General features: G+C 65.5%; 16 protein-coding genes. 8 read left to right on the forward strand and 8 right to left on the reverse strand.

Annotated elements, in window-relative coordinates; translation table 11 throughout:
* The first annotated feature begins 4 nt into the window (after positions 1-4).
* Positions 5-1,054 carry a sn-glycerol-3-phosphate ABC transporter ATP-binding protein UgpC gene (locus U5760_RS14730; protein WP_322012717.1) on the forward strand — a complete coding sequence of 350 codons (1,050 nt, stop codon included), beginning with the start codon at positions 5-7 and terminating at the stop codon, positions 1,052-1,054.
* Between the two features lie 69 nt (positions 1,055-1,123).
* The gene (locus U5760_RS14735) at positions 1,124-2,095 is read left to right on the forward strand and encodes a cupin domain-containing protein (protein WP_322012718.1); all 972 of its coding nucleotides are present in this window, start codon (positions 1,124-1,126) and stop codon (positions 2,093-2,095) included.
* A 65-nt stretch (positions 2,096-2,160) separates the two neighbouring features.
* On the opposite strand, the gene U5760_RS14740 is transcribed toward U5760_RS14735, so the two are convergent.
* The gene (locus U5760_RS14740; protein WP_322012720.1) at positions 2,161-2,943 is read right to left on the reverse strand and encodes a DeoR/GlpR family DNA-binding transcription regulator; all 783 of its coding nucleotides are present in this window, start codon (positions 2,941-2,943) and stop codon (positions 2,161-2,163) included.
* Positions 2,944-3,172: 229 nt separating this feature from the next.
* Between U5760_RS14740 and U5760_RS14745 the strand changes: the two genes are divergently transcribed.
* The 3 genes from U5760_RS14745 to U5760_RS14755 are packed head-to-tail and all read left to right on the forward strand — an operon-like array spanning position 3,173 to position 7,245.
* On the forward strand, positions 3,173-4,567 hold the full coding sequence (locus U5760_RS14745) for an NAD(P)/FAD-dependent oxidoreductase (RefSeq protein WP_322012721.1): 1,395 nt from the start codon (positions 3,173-3,175) through the stop codon (positions 4,565-4,567).
* The gene (locus U5760_RS14750) at positions 4,560-5,804 is read left to right on the forward strand and encodes an FAD-dependent oxidoreductase (protein ID WP_322012723.1); all 1,245 of its coding nucleotides are present in this window, start codon (positions 4,560-4,562) and stop codon (positions 5,802-5,804) included. The genes U5760_RS14745 and U5760_RS14750 overlap by 8 nt, the downstream gene beginning before the upstream one ends.
* 22 nt (positions 5,805-5,826) lie before the next feature.
* Positions 5,827-7,245: an FGGY family carbohydrate kinase gene (locus U5760_RS14755; RefSeq protein WP_322012724.1), complete on the forward strand. Its 1,419-nt coding sequence runs from the start codon at positions 5,827-5,829 to the stop codon at positions 7,243-7,245.
* A 30-nt stretch (positions 7,246-7,275) separates the two neighbouring features.
* Here the strand turns inward: U5760_RS14755 and U5760_RS14760 are convergent, their stop codons facing one another.
* Genes U5760_RS14760 through U5760_RS14770 form a run of 3 tightly spaced genes read right to left on the reverse strand, consistent with a single transcriptional unit; the run spans position 7,276 to position 9,640 of the window.
* Positions 7,276-8,031 carry an alpha/beta hydrolase gene (locus tag U5760_RS14760; RefSeq protein ID WP_322012726.1) on the reverse strand — a complete coding sequence of 252 codons (756 nt, stop codon included), beginning with the start codon at positions 8,029-8,031 and terminating at the stop codon, positions 7,276-7,278.
* Positions 8,028-8,813 carry an HpcH/HpaI aldolase family protein gene (locus U5760_RS14765; RefSeq protein WP_322012728.1) on the reverse strand — a complete coding sequence of 262 codons (786 nt, stop codon included), beginning with the start codon at positions 8,811-8,813 and terminating at the stop codon, positions 8,028-8,030. The genes U5760_RS14760 and U5760_RS14765 overlap by 4 nt, the downstream gene beginning before the upstream one ends.
* A gap of 53 nt (positions 8,814-8,866) precedes the next feature.
* A complete protein-coding gene (locus tag U5760_RS14770) occupies positions 8,867-9,640 on the reverse strand; it encodes an SDR family NAD(P)-dependent oxidoreductase (protein WP_322012730.1) in 774 nt (257 codons plus the stop codon).
* A 422-nt stretch (positions 9,641-10,062) separates the two neighbouring features.
* On the opposite strand from U5760_RS14770, the gene U5760_RS14775 reads away from it, so the two are divergent.
* Positions 10,063-11,190, forward strand: a complete 1,128-nt coding sequence (locus tag U5760_RS14775; RefSeq protein ID WP_322012732.1) for a porin — start codon at positions 10,063-10,065, stop codon at positions 11,188-11,190.
* Between the two features lie 113 nt (positions 11,191-11,303).
* Here the strand turns inward: U5760_RS14775 and U5760_RS14780 are convergent, their stop codons facing one another.
* From U5760_RS14780 to U5760_RS14795, 4 genes are all read right to left on the reverse strand, one after another.
* Positions 11,304-12,398, reverse strand: a complete 1,095-nt coding sequence (locus tag U5760_RS14780) for a porin (RefSeq protein ID WP_322012733.1) — start codon at positions 12,396-12,398, stop codon at positions 11,304-11,306.
* 120 nt (positions 12,399-12,518) lie between these two features.
* Positions 12,519-13,850, reverse strand: coding sequence for an MFS transporter (locus U5760_RS14785; protein ID WP_322012735.1), 1,332 nt, complete (start codon positions 13,848-13,850; stop codon positions 12,519-12,521).
* A gap of 74 nt (positions 13,851-13,924) precedes the next feature.
* Entirely contained in the window at positions 13,925-15,478 is a 1,554-nt protein-coding gene (locus U5760_RS14790) for a bifunctional 3-(3-hydroxy-phenyl)propionate/3-hydroxycinnamic acid hydroxylase (protein ID WP_322012737.1), read from the reverse strand.
* A 75-nt stretch (positions 15,479-15,553) separates the two neighbouring features.
* The gene (locus tag U5760_RS14795) at positions 15,554-16,405 is read right to left on the reverse strand and encodes a fumarylacetoacetate hydrolase family protein (protein ID WP_322012739.1); all 852 of its coding nucleotides are present in this window, start codon (positions 16,403-16,405) and stop codon (positions 15,554-15,556) included.
* A 145-nt stretch (positions 16,406-16,550) separates the two neighbouring features.
* On the opposite strand from U5760_RS14795, the gene U5760_RS14800 reads away from it, so the two are divergent.
* Together U5760_RS14800 and U5760_RS14805 are read left to right on the forward strand one after the other, a co-directional pair.
* Entirely contained in the window at positions 16,551-17,117 is a 567-nt protein-coding gene (locus U5760_RS14800; RefSeq protein WP_322012740.1) for a VOC family protein, read from the forward strand.
* A gap of 106 nt (positions 17,118-17,223) precedes the next feature.
* Positions 17,224-17,724, forward strand: a complete 501-nt coding sequence (locus tag U5760_RS14805; RefSeq protein ID WP_322012742.1) for a PaaI family thioesterase — start codon at positions 17,224-17,226, stop codon at positions 17,722-17,724.
* Positions 17,725-17,819: the final 95 nt, after the last annotated feature.

The raw sequence follows: 17,819 nt of genomic DNA on the forward strand, positions 1-17,819 counted from the left end.
AGTCATGGCGCAAATCCGTCTCAAGAACGTCTCGAAGCGGTGGTCCAATTTCGTCGGCGTCGACAATTTCGATCTCACGATCGAGAACGAGGAGTTTCTCGTGCTGCTCGGACCGTCCGGTTGCGGCAAGACCACGACCATGCGCATGATCGCGGGTCTGGAGGACATCACCGAGGGCGAAATCTGGTTCGACGATCAACTCGTGAACCGGCTGGAGCCGAAGGATCGCGACATCTCGATGGTGTTCCAGAGCTACGGCCTGTATCCGAACATGACCGTGTACGAGAACATCCGCTTTCCGTTGAAGGTGCGCAAAGTCGCGGCGCAACGCCATCACGAAATGGTTATGAGCGCGGCTGCCATGGTCGAGCTCAACGAACTGCTCGATCGGCGCCCCGCCGCGCTCTCCGGCGGCCAGCGGCAGCGCGTCGCGCTCGGCCGGGCGATCGTGCGCCATCCGCGCGTATTCCTGATGGACGAGCCGCTGTCGAATCTCGACGCGAAGCTGCGCGTATCCACGCGCGCGCAGATCAAGAATCTCCAGCACCAGTTGAAGGTGACGACGATCTACGTGACGCATGACCAGATCGAGGCGATGACGATGGCCGACCGCGTCGTCGTGATGAACAAGGGGGTGATCCAGCAGGTCGGCACGCCCACGCAGATCTACGACCGCCCGGCCAATACTTTCGTTGCGAGCTTCATTGGCTCGCCGGCGATGAACCTCGTTGACGGCGAGATCCGCGGCGGCACGTTCAGCGCGCCCGGCATACACATCGACGGTTTGCCCGCGCACGTGGCGGGCGACGTCACGCTGGGCTTTCGCGCGGAGGACGCCACGCTCGTTGCCGAAGGCGGCAACCTCACCGCCGACGTGTATTCGATGGAGCTGCTCGGCGAGGCGACCATGGCGAGCTTTCGCATCGGCCATTCGCTGGTTTCGGTGAAATCGTCCAAGAGTTATCGCGCCGAGATCGGCGACCGGCTTAGCGCGTCGGTGCCCGCGGCGATCTGCCACCTCTTCGATCGCAAGACCGGCAGGCGCATCGACTGACGCAGCGCAGCGCGCAGAGACAACGGTTCGGGCCACACAGGCCTGCCGGAAAGACGAACAGGACAACGAATGAAAGTGACTTTTGAAGAGATGATGCGTCGCACCGTCCGCTATGGCGAACTCGTGCCATGCCGAACGGCGTTCATCGATGCTCATACGCCGGGCTCGAACCAGAAGGAGAACTTCACGATCATCGGGCGCGGCGTGTCGGAGAGCCCGGACCAGCACGTTCATCTCGCCATCGCGCCGGGCTTCAACATCGGCGCGGCGGGGCAGCCGCCGCGCTGCCGCAATTCACTGCATGCGCACCGCACCGCCGAGGTGTTCTTCGTGCTCAAAGGCCGCTGGCGTTTCTTCTGGGGCCGCTGGGGCGACGCGGGCGAAGTGGTGCTCGAGGAAGGCGACATCTTCGACATTCCCACCGGGATCTTTCGCGGCTTCGAGAACGTGGGTACCGACTACGGCATGATCATGTCGATGCTGGGCGGCGACGACGCGGGCGGAGGCGTGATCTGGGCGCCGCAGGTGATCGAGGAAGCCGCGCATCACGGCCTCGTGCTAGGCGCCAACGGGCGCCTCTATGACACGAAGAAAGGGGAATCGCTACCCGCGGGCGTGGCGCCAATGCCGCTCCTGAGCGAAGCGGAACTCGCGGACTTTCCCGAACCGCCGACGTCGTACGTGGTGCGCGACTACGTGGCGCGCTATCGCGACCTGCTTGCGCTGGCGAGGCATGCGCCCGCGCAGGTTATCGGCGAGTCCGGTCTGTTGCGCGACCGGCCGGGGTTTGAAGTCGAACTGCTGGGCCGCGATTCGCTTGGCGGAGCGCCGCAACGTGCCGGCCGCGATACCGTGCTGATGACGATGCGCGGCCATTGGCGGTTTGCGTGGGCGGACGGTTCGATCGTGCTCGCGCCGGGCGATACCTGCGCGGTGCCGCCGGGCCTCGATTACACGCTCGCACCGAGCATGTCGGGCGAGGCGAGCCTGTATCGCGTCACCGGCACCGCGGATGTGGCGGGAGCGACCTGGCGCGGCTGATTCTGGCCTGCGGCGCGCGCGCCATCCGTGTGCGCCGCGGCGAATCGGTTCTTGTGCCGCCGCCGTCAGGCGGCGTTCTTGCGTTCGAGCGCGACGACGATCACGTCCACGCCGGCCGCAGCCAGCGCCTCCGCCAGCGCCGCGTCGGGACGCTCGTTAATGACGAGCCGATCGATGCGCTCGAGCGTGCAGACCTGGAACAACGCCGTGCGGTTGAGTTTCGTGGCGTCGGCCACGACCGTCACGCGCCTGGCCTGCGCGATCATGGCGCGCGCGATCTCCGCCTCGCGCAATTCGTAGTCCATCACGCCGCTCGCGTCGATGGCGCCGACCGTGATGACGGCGTCGCGTGCGTGGAACTGCGAAATCTGCTCGACGGCGAGCCGCCCCACATTCTCGGACGCTTCGTCGACATACTCGCCGCCGATCAAAAACACCCGGTGGCCTTCGCCGCCGCGCGCCATGGTTTGCGTGATGGCGAGCGAGTTCGTGACAACGGTCATCGCCGGGCGTGCCGCCAGTTCCTGCGCGAAGGCGAGCGTGGTGGTGCCGGTGTCGATGAAAAGCGTGTCGTCGCGATCGAACAGCGCCGCAGCACAGCGCGCGACCGCGCGCTTTTCGTCGGCCTGATCGAGCAGGCGCGAGCGGAATGCGCCTTCGGTCTGCTGGTCCAGCAGCGTCGCGCCGCCGTGGTACTTGCGCAGCTGCCCGCGTAGCGAAAGCTCGGTGAGGTCGCGACGGATCGTTTCGCGCGAGGTGCCGAGACGCTCGGACAGGAAGTCAACGGTGACTTTGCGGTGCTCGCGCAGCAGTTCAAGAATGGTTGCGTGTCGTACAGAGGGTTTCATCGATGGCGGTCCGAGGAGGAAAGCTCGTCATGCTGCGACGTGAACGCGCAGCATGCCCGAAGCCGACGCAGATGGTGCGAAATCGTGCGTCAGGCGGGCGGTCGCGTCAAGCATGGATCGGCAAAAGACGCAAAAAGTCACCGAATTACGCGGTCAAGGCCGCACATATTGACTGTTCGGGCATTTATGTATAACGTTCGGTCATTGTATTTGATAAATCGGTGATGCGATGAGGCCGGGCGTAGGCGAGCAATTCGATGTGGCGGTGGTGGGAGCAGGCGTCGTCGGCTGCGCGGTCGCGCGCCGTTTTGCGTTGGCGGGCGAACGTGTGCTCGTGATCGAGAAGGGCGCGGATCTGCTGTCCGGCGCGAGCAAGGCCAATAGCGCGATTCTCCATACGGGCTTTGACGCGCCGTCCGGCAGCCTCGAACTCGCCTGCATGGAGGCGGGCTACGAGGAGTATCTGGAGATCGCGCCGCGCATGAACTTGCCCGTTCTGGAAACGGGCGCATTGGTTGCCGCGTGGAGCGACGAGGAGCTTGCTCGACTCGACGCCATCGTCGAGCAGGCGCACGCGAACGGCGTGACCGACGTGCAACGTATCGAGCGCGCCGCCATGCTGGAGCGCGAGCCCGGCTTGTCTCCCGCGGTGCGCGGCGGCGTGCTGGTGCCGCGCGAACATGTGATCGATCCGTGGAGTGCGCCGCTGGCGTATCTGACCCAGGCTGTCGAACACGGCGCGCGTGCGCTGTTCGGCGCGGAGCTGACCGGCGCGCGTCGCAACGGCGGCAACTGGGAGCTGGAAACGAGCCAGGGCTGCTGGCGGGCCGCGTTCGTCGTCAACTGCGCGGGGTTGTTCGGGGATCATGTCGAGCGTGCGCTGCTCGGCAGCAGCGAATTCACGATCCTGCCGCGCAAGGGGCAATTCGTCGTGTTCGACAAGGCGTCGTCGCGCTGCCTTCGCAGCATCCTGCTGCCCGTGCCGACCGAGCGCACCAAGGGCATCGTGATCACGCGTACCGCGTTCGGCAACCTGCTGGTCGGCCCTACCGCCGAGGAGCAGGACGACCGCACGCGCGCAAGCGTCGATCGGGACACGCTCACGCATCTCGTTGCGAGCGCCGTGGCGCGTGTGCCGGCGCTCGAAGGCATGCCTGTCACGGCGATCTACGCGGGGCTGCGCCCCGCGACCGAGCGCAAGGAATACCGCATTCGCATCGAGCGGGAGCGCGGCTACCTGGCGGTCGGCGGCATCCGCTCGACTGGCCTGACTGCCGCTCTCGGCATCGCGAAGCACGTTCTGGCGCTTTACGAAGGTGGCGAATTACGCGCCGGGGTCGAGCCCCGCAGCTGGCCGCGCATGCCGAATCTCGCCGAACACCGGCCGCGCGACTGGCAACTGCCGGGCGACAATGCCATCATCTGCCATTGCGAGCTCGTTACGCAGCGCGAGATCGAGGCCGCGCTCGGCAGTGTGATTCCACCCGGCGATATCGGCGGTTTGAAGCGGCGTACGCGCGCGTGCATGGGCCGCTGTCAGGGCTTCTATTGCAGCGCGCGCGTGGCCGAGCTGACGCGCACGCGGCTGGCGACGCCGCTCGCCCTCGGAGACTGCCATGAGTGAGCGACTCGATTGCGAAGTGCTCGTGGTCGGCGGCGGCCCCGCCGGTATCGCTGCCGCGGTGGAGTTGCGCCGGCGCGGCGTGGCGTCGGTCACGCTGCTCGAACGGGAGCCCGAGCTCGGCGGCGTGCCGCGCCATTGCGGGCATCCGCCATTCGGCATGCGCGAATTCGGGCGCGTGTACCGCGGCCCCGCCTATGCCGCGCGTCTTGCCGCGCTTGCTGCGCGCCACGGCGTGCAGATCCGCACCGGCGTCACGGTGACGCAACTGGCGCCTGGCGGCACGGTGCACATTGCCGATGCGTCCGGCACGGCGCAGCTCTCTGCTGCGCGCGTGCTGCTCGCGACGGGCGTGCGCGAGTCGCCGCGCTCGGCGCGGCTCGTCTCCGGCGACCGTCCGATCGGCGTTCTCAATACGGGTGCGCTGCAGTCGTTCGTCTATCAGCGCCACCTGATGCCGTTCCGGCGGCCCCTCATCGTCGGCACGGAGCTGGTGGCGATTTCCGCTGTGCTCACGTGCCTGAAGGCGGGCATCCGACCCGTCGGGATGGTCGAGGTCGCCGCGCGCCCGACAACGCGGCGTCTCTTCATGGCCTTGCCGAGACTGTGTCGCGTGCCCGTGTGGTACGGCACGCGACTCGAGGAGATCGTGGGCGCGAGCCGTGTGGAAGGGGCGCGGCTGCGCGAATCGGACGGCGCGCTGCGCACGGTCGATTGCGACGGCATTCTGTTCACCGGACAATTCGTCCCGGAGTCGACGCTCGTGCGCGCCAGCCATCTGCTGCTCGACAGCGGCACAGGCGGCCCGGTCGTCGATCAGTACGGCCGCTGCTCGGACCCGGCGTTCTTTGCGGCGGGCAACCTGCTGCGGCCCGTGGAAACGGCCGGCTGGTCGTTCCGCGAGGGGCGGCGCATCGGTGCGACGATTGCCGGCGATCTGCAGGGCAGTCGTGCTGCTGTGCCCACGGGCGCAACGGTGCGGGTCGAGCGCGGCGACAATATCAAGCTGGCGATGCCGCAACGGCTCGCCATGCCCCTGGGCGACGCGGGGCTGGACGCGCTGCAGGTCCGCGTGACGCGCGCGGTAGATGGCGTGCTCGAAGTCAGGGCGGGCGCACGCGTGCTCTGGCAGCAGCCGGTGAGCGCGCTGCCCGAGCGGCGCATGCTGGTGCCGCTCGCGGGACTTGCCGTGCCGCCCGGAACCGATACGCTGCACGTCGCCGTGCGGGCGCAGGCATGAAAACGAGGGAAACGGAACAGGCATGAAGCGAGTTGCAGCGATTGATCAGGGCACGACGAGCACACGGGTGCTCGTCGTCAACGAGGATGGCACGATGTCGATCGCACACGCGGTCCGTCACGCCCAGCATCATCGGCAGTCCGGCTGGGTGGAGCACGACCCGCAGGAGCTGCTCGCCAACATCGAAGCTTGCCTCGCGGCAGCGGGGGACGTCGACGCGATCGGCATCGACAATCAGGGTGAAAGCTGTCTCGCCTGGGACGCCGTCACGAAGGCGCCGCTCTCGGACGTCATCGTCTGGCAGGACCGCCGCACCGCCGGGCACATCGAGGCGCTGCGCGCGCAAGGGGCGCAAGCGCTGACGCTCGAACGCGCGGGCTTGCCGCTCGACGCCTACTTTTCGGCGGCGAAGCTCGGCTGGCTGGTCGAGCATCAGCCCGGCGTGAGCGCCGCGCTGCGCGCGGGACGGCTGCGCCTCGGCACGACCGACGCATGGTTTCTCGACCGCCTTGCGGGCCGCTTCGTCACCGACACGACCACGGCGTCACGCACGTCCCTGATGAATCTCGCGAGCGGGCAGTGGGACCCGGACCTGTGCGAATTGTTCGGAGTGCCGATCGAGACGCTGCCCGAAATCCGCGAGAGCGTGGGCGACTTCGGCTGGCTCGGGCGCGCGCGCCTGAGCGCCTCGATCGTCGATCAACAGGCGGCGCTCTACGGTCACGGTTGCCGCGCGCCGGGCGACGCGAAGATCACGTTCGGCACCGGCGCGTTCGCGCTCGCGCTCACGGGGGCGTCGATCGTGCGCGCGCCCGAGCAGGGCCTGCTGCCCACCGTCGCATGGCATCTCGACGGCGAGCTTGCCTACGCGGTCGACGGCGGTGTGTACGACGCGAGTTCGGCTGTCGAGTGGGCCGCGCGTCTGGGGCTTTTTGGCGATACATCGGAGATCGCCGAATTCGCGGCGCCCGCCGCGATCTCGCGCGGACTGACGTTCGTGCCCGCGCTCTCGGGACTGGCGTGCCCGCACTGGGACCGCAGCGCCGGGGCGATGTGGATCGGCATGCATGCTTCGACGCAACGTGCGGATCTCTGCCAGTCGCTGCTCGAAGGCATTGCGCTGAGCGCCGTGGAGGTGATCGAGGCGATGCGCGCGCACGTGGGCGTCGCGGACCGGATCTCGGTTGACGGCGGTCTCACGCAGAACCGCTATTTCGTGCAGTTCCTCGCCGACATGCTGGAGCGCACGGTCGTCACGCAGCGGTTTCACGAACTGACCGCGTACGGTTGCGCGTCGCTTGCCGCGCGCGGCGCCGGCATCGCGCTGCCGCCGCGCGAGGGCGACGCGACGGTGTACGAGCCGAGCCGCAGTGCGGCGTTCGTCGGCGAGGCCCGGGCCCGTTTTGCCGATGCGGTTGCGCGCACGCGGCGGTGGCACTGAGACGGCACGCCGCGCGCAGGGGTGAGGGCATCAGATTCGCGCGACGGCGGCGTCGACGCGCGCGAGCCACGTCTCGACGAAATTCGCCAGTTCGGCCGGCGCTTCGAGCGGCACGAAATGGCCCGCCGTCTCGCACACGCGCCACACCGAACCGGGCAAGCCGGCGTGGAGCTCCTGCTGGCGGTCCGCTGGATTGATGACGTCGTGACGTCCGCTGACGATGAGCGACGGCATGCGCATCGCGGCAAGACGCGGCAGACTGTCGGCGCGTGAGATGGCGATTTCAGTTTGCGCTTCGAAGGTGCCGAAACCGGTGCGTGCGGCCATCGCGAGGATAGGCGCGGCCAGTGCATCGTCGTGTAGCCGCGAAGGCGCTACGTACTGCGCCCAGAGTTTTTCGCGCACGTAGTTGCCGAGCCCGCGCTCGCGCGCGGTGGCTACGGCCGCACGACGGCGCGCCGCATTGTCGGCGAGGTCCGGTCGCGCGTTGGTCGCGACGAGCGCGAGGCCCGCGACGCGCTCGGGCGCGGCGTGCGCAAGTTCGAGCGCGACGAAGCCGCCCAGCGAAAAGCCGAGCACGGCAAAGCGTGCGGGCAGATGCGGCAACAGCGCGCTCGCCGCCTCGCGCGCGCTACGCGCGCCCGCATAGGACAGGGCGATCGCGCGCGCACGAAGCGCGGGCCGCGCGCCGAGCATCGGCTCCCATAGTGCGTTGTCGCAGAGGGTGCCGGGCAGCAGCACGATGGCGGGACGCGTAGCGGCGGTGTCGCGTGCGCTCGTGCTCACGAGTAGCTCGCGCGTTGTGCCTGGCCCGTCGCGGCTTCGCGCAAGGCGCGGGTAATCAGGCTTGTCGTGACATTCGCGAAGTAGCGCGCGCCGAGCGCGGCGTACCGCTCCTCTTCGTCCGGCGTCAGTGCGACGATGCCCGCACACTTGCCCGCGCCGACGATTGCGGCGAGCGCGGACTCGATCGCCGCACGCACTTCGGGCGCTTCCCAGTTGCCGCCGTGGCCCATTACATGCGCGAGATCGTTCGGGCCGACGAACACCGCATCGATGCCTTCCACGCCAGCGATTGCCGTGGCGTTCGCCACGCCCAGCGGTGTTTCGATCATCGCCACGAGTGCGATACCGGCGTTGCTGCGCTCGACGTGCGCGCTGCCGCCGAAGGCACCGTAGCCCGCCGCGCGCGGGCTGAACGCGCAGCCGCGCGTGCCGAGCGGCGGGTAGCGCACGGCTGCGGCGAGGCGGCGCGCCTGCTCGGCGGTTTCGACCATCGGAATCTGCACCGCGCCCGCACCCATGTCGAGCAGACGCGCCAGATCGCGTTCGAAGCAGCGCACGACGGGCGCGATGCCGCTCGCGCGCGCGGCGCGCAGCATGTGTTCGGTCGTGCCGTAATCGGCGCTGCCGTGCTCGTTGTCGATGATCACGAAATCGAAGCCGGCATAGCCGCACATCTCGATGATCGCGGGGCTCGGCAACGCGTTGAATACGCCGCGCAGGCGCGGCCCGTTGGCGAGGCGCGCGCGCAGGCTGAAATCGGCGGGAAGAGGGCGGGTCGTCATGGCTGGGTCGGCAGGCGTGGATTGCGGTACATCGCAGGCGTTTTGCTGTGGGCTCATGCAGCGGTCCAGCCGCCGTCGAGCATCAGCGCGCTGCCTGTGACGAGGCTCGAGGCGGATGACGCGAGAAATACCACGGCGCCCATGACTTCGTGGAGTTGTCCGATCCGGCCGAGGGCCGTGCGTTGGCTGGCCCAATCGAGAAACGCCGTGTCGTCGAGCATGCCCGCCGTCAACGGCGTCTCGATGAAGGTAGGGCACAGGGTGTTGACGCGAATGGCCGCCGGCCCGAGTTCCCAGGCGAGCGCTTTCGTCATGCCCTCGATCGCATGCTTGCTCGCGCAATAGAGCGTGCGGCGCGGACTGCCGACATGCCCCATCTGCGACGAGACGTTGACGATCGTGCCGGGTTGCTGTGCAGCGAGCAGGCGGCGCGCGAACGCGCGCGCGACGTAGAACATCGCTTTCACGTTGACGTCGAGCACGACGTCGATGTCTTCGTCGCGGGTTTCGACTAGCGGCTTGGGCCGGTTTGTTCCGGCGTTGTTCACGAGCACGTCGTAGGGCGGCGCGCCGGGGTCGCCGACGACGCGATCGACGTCCGCGGAAAGGGTCACGTCGAGCAGCCGCGTTTCACAGGCATGACCCTCGGCGCGCAGCGCCTCGCAGGCAACGTCGAGCGGATCTTGCCGGCGCGCGGCGAGCGTGACGTGCGCGCCGCTACGGGCGAGCGCGACGGCGGCGGCGAAGCCGATGCCGCTGCTGCCGCCCGTGACGAGTGCCCGCGCGCCGTCGAGGCGAAAGTGCGGCCCTGGAGGTAGCGCGGTCATAAGTGTGCCTCCGGGGCGCGACCGTTGCGTGTGCCGCCATCGCGGCGTTTCGGACATCGGGGCATCTTCTCTCCTTTTCGTCGCATGCGAACGAAACCGAACGGGCGTTCGTGTCTCGCTTGCGTATTGAGCGGGTTTACACTGATTTCCACACGTTTATGACCAAAGCATATTCCGTAATGCCCGTTCGGTCAATAAAAGTGCGAATTACACGATTCTTATGAGGTTTCGGGTGAGGCAGCACTTGACCTCGGCAAGACGGGGGAAGGCGGTGGCCGGCGCAGTTCGGGAGGCGCGCGGGCCAGGTGGGGCAACGCCACAGACGGTCACCACGAATTCCCGAGGATGACCTTGACGATTAGTAGTTCAAAGCAAAGCGCCGACATGGCATGCGATGTCAATCAGGATTGGAGAGTGTGGCGATGAAAAGGAAATGGTGGCTTGCAGGCGTGACCGGGCTATTCGTACAGGCGGGCGTGCATGCGCAAAGCAGCATCACCCTGTACGGGGCGGCCGATGCCGGGATCAACTTTCTGAGCAATACGGGCGGCTCGCACGCATGGCAGTTCGCGGACGGCGCGTATCAGCCGAACGAGCTGGGGTTCAAGGGCATTGAGGACCTCGGTGGCGGAAATCGTGCACTGTTCGTGCTGGAGAACGGCTACCACCTGGGTACCGGGCAGTTGAACCAAGGGGGCGCGCTGTTCGGCAGACAGGCCTACGTCGGCCTCGGCAATTCGCTCGGCACACTCACGTTCGGCATTCAGTACGACTTTGCTCTCGACTTCACCGGGCTATTTAATACGGGGGCATACGGAAGCGGCTACGGCGTGCACCTTGGCAACTTCGACCGCCAGGGCGGTGCGCGACTGCAGAATGCTGTCAAATTCGTGAGCAACAGCTATCACGGGCTCATAGTCGGCGGCATGTACGCATTCAGCAATCGCGCAGGCGACTTTCATAACGGCAGCTCATGGAGCACGGGCTTCAGCTATCAGATGGGGGCGTTTTCGGCAGGCGGCAATTACACGCGCCTGAATTCGCCCAGCGGGCTTGGGGCGATTGATCCCTACGCAGCGATGGGCGTGACCTCGATGCTCGGTCAGACGGTTGCGACGGTCGGACCGAACGGCGCCGTGAACGACCTTTATTCGGCCACGGGGTTTCCGGTCGATTCGCAGTCGATATACGGCATCGGTGCGTCCTGGACGCTCGGCTCGCTGGTGATTGCGGGCGACTTCAGCGATACGGTATTCAAAGGATTCGGACGGACTTCGTCGTTGCGCGTTTATGAACCCGGCGTGCGCTACTTTCTCACGCCCGCAATGACCCTGATTGCGGGATACCAGTATTCGACATTCGAAGATCACCACTGGCACGAAGCCGCACTCTCCGCCCACTATCTGCTTTCGAAGCGCACGGAAGTCTATACCTCGCTTGACTGGATGCGCGCATCGGAAGGGGTGGACGCAGTGATCGGCTATAGCGCCACACCATCGTCGACGCGCAATCAGACGATCGTTCGCGTGGCGATGAAGCATAACTGGTAGCCCCAGCCAGGGAAGGCGGTCGCATGCGGCGACGGCCGCATCCGGAAGTTCCGGGGCAGCCGCCTTCTCTGGATACGCTATGCGTGGAACGACATGGGTCGCCAGCGAGTCGCTCAGAAAAATGTCTGCATTCCTAATCGACCAACGAACTGCGTGTCCGAGCTGGAGGGATCGAGCCCGCCGATCCACGCGCCGTGCATTCCCGCAACGTCTCCATTGGTCCATTGATACGCGGCTTCCACGTAAAGCAGGGTGCGTTTGGAGAGTGAGTACTGGAGCGTCGTCGTGATCTGCTGCGCCTGGTTGTGATCGAGCGCGGCGTTGCCCTTCATGTACTGGTAATTCGCACCGAGTCGCCAGAACGGGCTGAAGGAGTAGAGGCCGCTGATCTGGGCGGCCTGTGCAGTCGTTCCGTTCAAGGTGTTGTGCGTGTACGTATAGAGCATGCTCGCATAGAGATTGCCGAACGTATTGCCGAGACCCACGCCGATATTGCGGATGCCGTCATGGCCGTCGTTCAGCGCCGCGTAGCGCGTTTCGTTGTAAGCCGCGCCTGCGCCGAATGTGCCAAACGTGTAGTTCATGCCGAAGCCGACCGTGTTGTCCGTCGAGAGACTCCCCGCCGTGTCGCCGAAACCGTATAGCGCGCCAAAGCGAAAGCCGCTGAACGAGGCCGATGTCACCTTCACGGCATTCGAGACGCGCGAGGTTCCCGCGGTCTGGTCGAAGTCGAGCGCGCCGGTCGGATTCTGCGGAATGCCGAGCCCGCTGAATGGCCCTTGCCGCATGTTGTAGAGGCCACCGTAAAGGAACGTGCCGTCGAGACGCGCGGGCGGAAAGAACAGGAAGTCGAACAGCAGGTTGTATTGCTGGCCGAAGGTGATCCGGCCCAAACCGTCTTTCGCGAGACCGACATACGCACCGCGATTGAAGTCAGGGGTCGGCACGCCTGCGCCGCTGTCGACAGAGAATTGCGATTGCAGTTCGAAAATGGCTTTGTAACCGTCGCCAAGATCTTCGACGCCGCGGATACCCCAAAGGCTCGGCGTATAGACGGAGTCTTGCGCGATGAAGTTGTGCGCGCCGTTTTCATTGGACACGTAGCTGACACCGACGTCGAGAATACCGAATAGCGTAATGCTGCTTTGCGCGTGGGCAGCCGGGATCACCCATGCTGCGGCAAGCGCACAAATAAGCTTGCGATTCACTTGAAATGCCTCTCTGGATGGAGCGGCCGACACGACGCGGCCGTCCGGAACGGGATGACGAGGAAAACCGGCCGGTGTGCCCGAGGCACACCGGCGCAGTGCAACGCGTAATGCGGAGCTTCAGCCGATATGCGTGAGACCGGCGCCCGGCTGCGCGGCGCGCGCGGGTGCCTGCATCGCGAGGCTGGCGACGAGCGTGACCAGCGCCGAGCCGATCACGTACCATGCGGGCGCCGCAAGCGAGCCCGTCGTGCGCACGAACATCGCGCACAGCAGCGGCGCGAAGCCGCTGAATATGACGACGGACACGTTATAGGCCAGCGCAATGCCGCTAAAGCGCACCTGCACGGGGAAGAAGTCGGCGAGCACCGATGCCCATGTGCCGCTTGCGAGCGAAAACACCAGCGCGGCGAGCACGAACAGCAGGACCACGTTCACGCTATGAGCAACGAGCGCTGTGTAGAACGGCCACGCCAGTGCCGCGAGCAGCACGCACGAGAGCCGCAGCAAGTAGCGGCGCGGCACGTAGTCGCCGGCCCAGCCCGCCGCGAGCAATCCCGCCGAGCTGACAAGCAGATACGCGTTCTGTGCGATGGCTGCCTCGCGTGGCGCGTAGTGCAGCGCCTCGACGATATACGCGGGCATATGGCCATAAAGCACGCCGTTGAAGCCGGCCATCACCGCAATCGAGAGCGCGCCCGCCACGACGGCGCCGCGATGATGGCGCAGCGTCTCGCGAAACGGCTGCTTCACCACCGCGCCGTGCATCTGCTTGAACTCGGGCGATTCGTCGAGGTTGCGGCGCAGGAGATACGAAACGATGCCGCACAGGCCGCCTGTGAGGAAGGCGATGCGCCAGCCGTAGTCGGCGGCCTCGGCGGGCGATAGCGTCGACTGTACGACGAGGTTGACGATCGTCGCCAGCATGACGCCGGTATTGATCGCGCAAACGATCACGCCGGCCGCGAGACCTGCCCGACGCGGTGCCGCTTCGACGGCGTAAGTGATCGCGCCCGGCATTTCTCCGCCGACGCAAAAGCCCTGCAGCACCCGCAGCGTGATGAGCGCGATCGGCGCGGCGATGCCCCAGTGCGAATAGTCGGGCAGCAGGCCGATGCAGATCGTCGCCAGTGTCACGACGACGATCGACGCGATGAACACGGGGCGTCTGCCGATGCGATCGCCAAGACTGCTGAGCACGATGCCGCCGAGCGGCCGGATGATATAGCCGATCGCGAGCACGGAAAACGTCAGCAACATGCTGACGAGCTGATCGGTGGCCGGGAAGAAACTCGCCGCAATGTAGTGCGCAAAAAAGCCGTAGACCACGAAATCATAGAATTCCAGCGAGCCGCCCAGACTCGCGATGAGGATCATCCGCCATTGGGCGCGGTTCAGACCGGGCATGCCGGTCGCGGACGCCGCGCCGGCGCCCGAAGGTTTTGTCTCCATTGTCTCTCCTGACAGATATTGTGTTGTTCTCGTCACGCAGGCCCGCATTCAGGCCTGCATGCAAATCAAGCCGTTCAAGCAGTTTTGCAGCGCCGCTGCCCGGCGACGAAGATTGCGCCGGTTCGTGCGATCAGGGTTTCCATGCCGGCCGCGTCGTTGGCCACGCCGCCGATATAGCGGTCGGGCCGCAGCATCGCCGCGCGTGCGCCGATGGATGCGAGCCATTCGCGCAAGGCCGGGTCGACCGCCGGCACGATCGCCATGCGTTCGAGAGCCGTCTCGGGCACGATGCGCCGTGCGTGAAGCGCCAGCGGTTCCTCGGCGACGAGCGCGAAGCGATAGCCCACGGCATCGTCGAGGCGTGAGCCGTCCGCGAACGACGGCTGTGGCCCGACATGCCCGCCCAGTTCGCCGTCGTGCAGACCGACGCCGAGTCGCGGCTGGGGCGTTTTGAATTCGCGGATGGTCGCCGTCATTTCACGATCCCGCCCGGCCACCTCATCGAGATCGGTCGCCTGAATCACGCGGCCAAGCTGCACCGCCGTCTCGATGAACGTCCGCACGTGCGGCTCGCGTTCGCTTTCGTAGGTATCCAGCAGCGTCTCGGGCATCGCACCGTGCACGACATCGGCGAGCTTCCACGCGAGGTTGGACGCGTCGCGAATGCCGGCGGCCATGCCCTGTCCCATGAATGGCGGCGTTTGATGCGCGGCGTCACCGGCGATCAGCAGCCGGTCGCGCCGCCAGCCCTGTGCAATTACCGAATGGAACGTGTAGATCGCCGAGCGTTCGAGTTGCGCATCGGCCGGTGTGATCCAGCGCGCAAGGCGCTCCCAGATCCAGTCGGCCATGCCGATGCGGCGTTCGTCGTCGCCGGGCATCACCATGATTTCCCAGCGGCGGCGGTTGTGCGGGCCGCGTGTGTAGGTGGTCGGGCGCTCGGGGTCGCAGTGCTGGATCGAATAGTCGCCAAGATCCGCACGCTCGCGTTCGAGCAATACGTCGACCACAACCCAGCGCTCGTGCGACTTCAGATCGGCGAGCTCGGTGCCGATGAAGCGGCGCACCGTCGAACGCGCGCCATCGCAGCCGACCACGTAGCGCGCCGTCGTCTGTGCAAGACGGCCTTGCGCGGTGTCTTCGAAGCGGATGCGCACGTGCGTGTCGTGCTCGTCGAGTGCGAAGACTTCATGGCGCAGGCGCACGTCCGCGCCGCCATGCCGGCCGAGCTGCGCGCGCAAGGCGCGCTCCAGGTCCGGCTGATGGAATTTGTAGCTGGCGCACCAGCCGTGCGGGCCGATGCCCGGCGGACGGCTCCAGTCGATCATGAGCTCGCCGCGTGCATTGACGAACTTCATGCCGGGCCCGACGAACAGATCGGGCAGCATGGTTTGCGCGATGCCGATGCTTTGGAACACGCGCATGCATTCGCCGTCGAAGTGCACGGCGCGTGGCAGGGCGAAGATGTCCTTGTCGCGCTCGAACACGACGACCTTCAGGCCGCGCAACACGAGCAGATTGGCGAGCGTGGCGCCGGTCGGCCCGAAACCGATGACCGCGACGTCAAACTCGGGCTCGGTGCGCGGCGCCGGCTCGACGAGATCCTTCATCACATTTACCTGAATCATGTCTGAATCGTGATCGAAAGCGCCGCGCTCCGAAGCGCGCGGCACTTTCGCGTTTATGCCTTGTTCGTGCCTTGCTTATGCCTCGTCGGCGACGGGATTCGACAGCGTGCCGATGCGGTCGACTTCCACTTCGACTACGTCGCCCGCCTTCATGAAGAGCGGCGGGTTGCGCTTCGCGCCGACACCGCCCGGCGTGCCGGTCACGATCACGTCGCCGGGGAAGAGCGGCGTGAAGGTGGAGAGATAGGCGATCTGTTTCGCGATGCCGTGGATCAGCATCTCCGTGGTCGCGCGCTGAACTTCCTTGCCGTTCAGGCGCGTGACGAGCGTCATGAGCGTGTTCGGCCCGATCTCGTCGCTCGTTACCATCCACGGGCCGAACGCGCCCGTGCGAAAGAAGTTCTTGCCCGGCCCCCACTGGCCCGTATGACGCTGCCAGTCGCGAATCGAGCCGTCGTTGTAGCAGCTGTAGCCGGCGATGTGATTCCACGCATCGGCTTCTGCGATGCGGCGGCCGCCGCGTCCGATGATGACCGCGATCTCGCCTTCGTAGTCGAACTGCGTCGACTCGGGCGGACGCAGCATCGGCTGGCCGGCACCCACCTGAGACGCGGGCACGCGCATGAAGATGACGGGCTGCTCGGTCGTCTCGCGATTGGTTTCCTTCACATGCTCGGCGTAGTTGAGGCCGACGCAGAAAATCTGCTGTGGATCGGGAATGACCGGCTCGAGCGCGACTTCGGCCAGCGCATGATCGCCCGTGCCTTCGCTCGCGGCACGGCGCGCTTCATCGAATGCCCCGGCGGCGATCAATGCCTTGAGGCTGGTGTAGCGCCCGCCGAGACGCTTCTTCAGATCGAATACCGCACCGTCTTGCACGACACCGAACGACTGACCTTCACGGGTGGAAAAGCTGATGAGTTTCATGATGCTCCGTTGATAAAAATTTGAATTTCACTAGATCGATCGACGATATTTTTTGGTGTGTTTATCGTATTTTGAGAATACAATATGAAACGAGCGATCTACAACTCGTTTTTTATCAGGGTTTATCACTAGTACTGGAGACAGCATGACTCTGCCGAAAGCCAAACGCCTCGGACTCTCTCTGAGCCACATGGGGTTCTACGTGAGCGACATGGCGCGCGTCGAAGACTTCTATACGCGCGTGCTCGACTTCACCGTCACCGATCGCGGCACGTTGCCCACACCGCGCGGCGCAGTCGATCTCGTCTTCCTGAGCCGCGATCCGGTGGTCCATCACCAGATCGTGCTGGCGAGCGGGCGGCCCGAAACGCTGCCGTTCAATCCGATCAACCAGATCTCGTTCGAAGCGGACAGCCTTGCAACGCTCAAGCGCTTTCATCGGCGCTTCGTGGAAGAGGGCATGCAGGAGATCACGCCAGTCACGCACGGCAATGCGATTTCGTTCTACGCGTGTGACCCGGAGGGCAACCGGCTGGAGATCTTCATCGATACGCCCTGGTACGTCGACCAACCGATGCGCGTACCGTTGGATTTCGCGCTCTCCGACGAAGCGTTGCTCGCCGATGTCGAGTGCCATGCGCGCAAGCTGCCCGGTTTTCGGCCGCGAGCCGAATGGGAAAAGGAAATGGCCGCCCGCATGGGGATCGCGTGAGCGTGCGTCGCTTCAATCGGATGATTTCGCTTGAAAAATCACGTTGCCGGCGCTGGTTTTTGCGGATACTATCGTAATGACAAAATTGTCATTTTCAATGGGAGCCATGAGCGAACTATCCCGACTTCACCCGGCGCAGCCTGATGGGCAGGCGTTGTCCGTTCCCGAAGGCTACAGGTTGTTCGAGCACGGCGGACCCTATTTCAGTTCGTTGGGGGCGGTGTACGCCCGACCTGTCCCGGAAGGTAGGACCGTTTTCGCGCTGCGCATCGCGGAGCAGCATACGAACATCCTTGGCGTGGCCCACGGCGGCATGCTGGTCACATTGGCAGACGCGGCGATGGGCACGTGCATCGGATTTGCACTAGCGGCTTCCGGCCGGCAATCCGGGGAGCCCGCGAGTACTTCGCATGCGAATCGACAGCCGAGCGTTACGACCACGCTCTCGACGGAGTTCCTGGCTTCCGCTCGCGTCGGCGACTGGTTGGAAGCGCACGCGTTTGTGCGGCGCCTGGGGCGGCGCATGGTGTTTACCGACTGCTCGTTGCGAACCGGCGAGCGGGAGGTCTTGCACGCAAGCGGAACGTTCATGCGTATCGACGGTTGAACGACGTGCAACGGGGCAAGCTCGATCCGCTCAGGTAGTACGTTGTCTTGCCTCGCCCTATTGGATCAGATAGATAAGGACTGCTTTATATAAAG

Source organism: Paraburkholderia sp. J12, assembly GCF_905220215.1.
GTDB lineage: Bacteria > Pseudomonadota > Gammaproteobacteria > Burkholderiales > Burkholderiaceae > Paraburkholderia.

Coding starts and splice junctions, on each gene's coding strand:
- U5760_RS14730 (WP_322012717.1), top strand. CDS start 5: ATGGCGCAAATCCGTCTCAAGAACGTCTCGAAGCGGTGGTCCAATTTC.
- U5760_RS14735 (WP_322012718.1), top strand. CDS start 1,124: ATGAAAGTGACTTTTGAAGAGATGATGCGTCGCACCGTCCGCTATGGC.
- U5760_RS14740 (WP_322012720.1), bottom strand. CDS start 2,943: ATGAAACCCTCTGTACGACACGCAACCATTCTTGAACTGCTGCGCGAG.
- U5760_RS14745 (WP_322012721.1), top strand. CDS start 3,173: ATGAGGCCGGGCGTAGGCGAGCAATTCGATGTGGCGGTGGTGGGAGCA.
- U5760_RS14750 (WP_322012723.1), top strand. CDS start 4,560: ATGAGTGAGCGACTCGATTGCGAAGTGCTCGTGGTCGGCGGCGGCCCC.
- U5760_RS14755 (WP_322012724.1), top strand. CDS start 5,827: ATGAAGCGAGTTGCAGCGATTGATCAGGGCACGACGAGCACACGGGTG.
- U5760_RS14765 (WP_322012728.1), bottom strand. CDS start 8,813: ATGACGACCCGCCCTCTTCCCGCCGATTTCAGCCTGCGCGCGCGCCTC.
- U5760_RS14770 (WP_322012730.1), bottom strand. CDS start 9,640: ATGACCGCGCTACCTCCAGGGCCGCACTTTCGCCTCGACGGCGCGCGG.
- U5760_RS14775 (WP_322012732.1), top strand. CDS start 10,063: ATGAAAAGGAAATGGTGGCTTGCAGGCGTGACCGGGCTATTCGTACAG.
- U5760_RS14785 (WP_322012735.1), bottom strand. CDS start 13,850: ATGGAGACAAAACCTTCGGGCGCCGGCGCGGCGTCCGCGACCGGCATG.
- U5760_RS14790 (WP_322012737.1), bottom strand. CDS start 15,478: ATGATTCAGGTAAATGTGATGAAGGATCTCGTCGAGCCGGCGCCGCGC.
- U5760_RS14795 (WP_322012739.1), bottom strand. CDS start 16,405: ATGAAACTCATCAGCTTTTCCACCCGTGAAGGTCAGTCGTTCGGTGTC.
- U5760_RS14800 (WP_322012740.1), top strand. CDS start 16,551: ATGACTCTGCCGAAAGCCAAACGCCTCGGACTCTCTCTGAGCCACATG.
- U5760_RS14805 (WP_322012742.1), top strand. CDS start 17,224: ATGAGCGAACTATCCCGACTTCACCCGGCGCAGCCTGATGGGCAGGCG.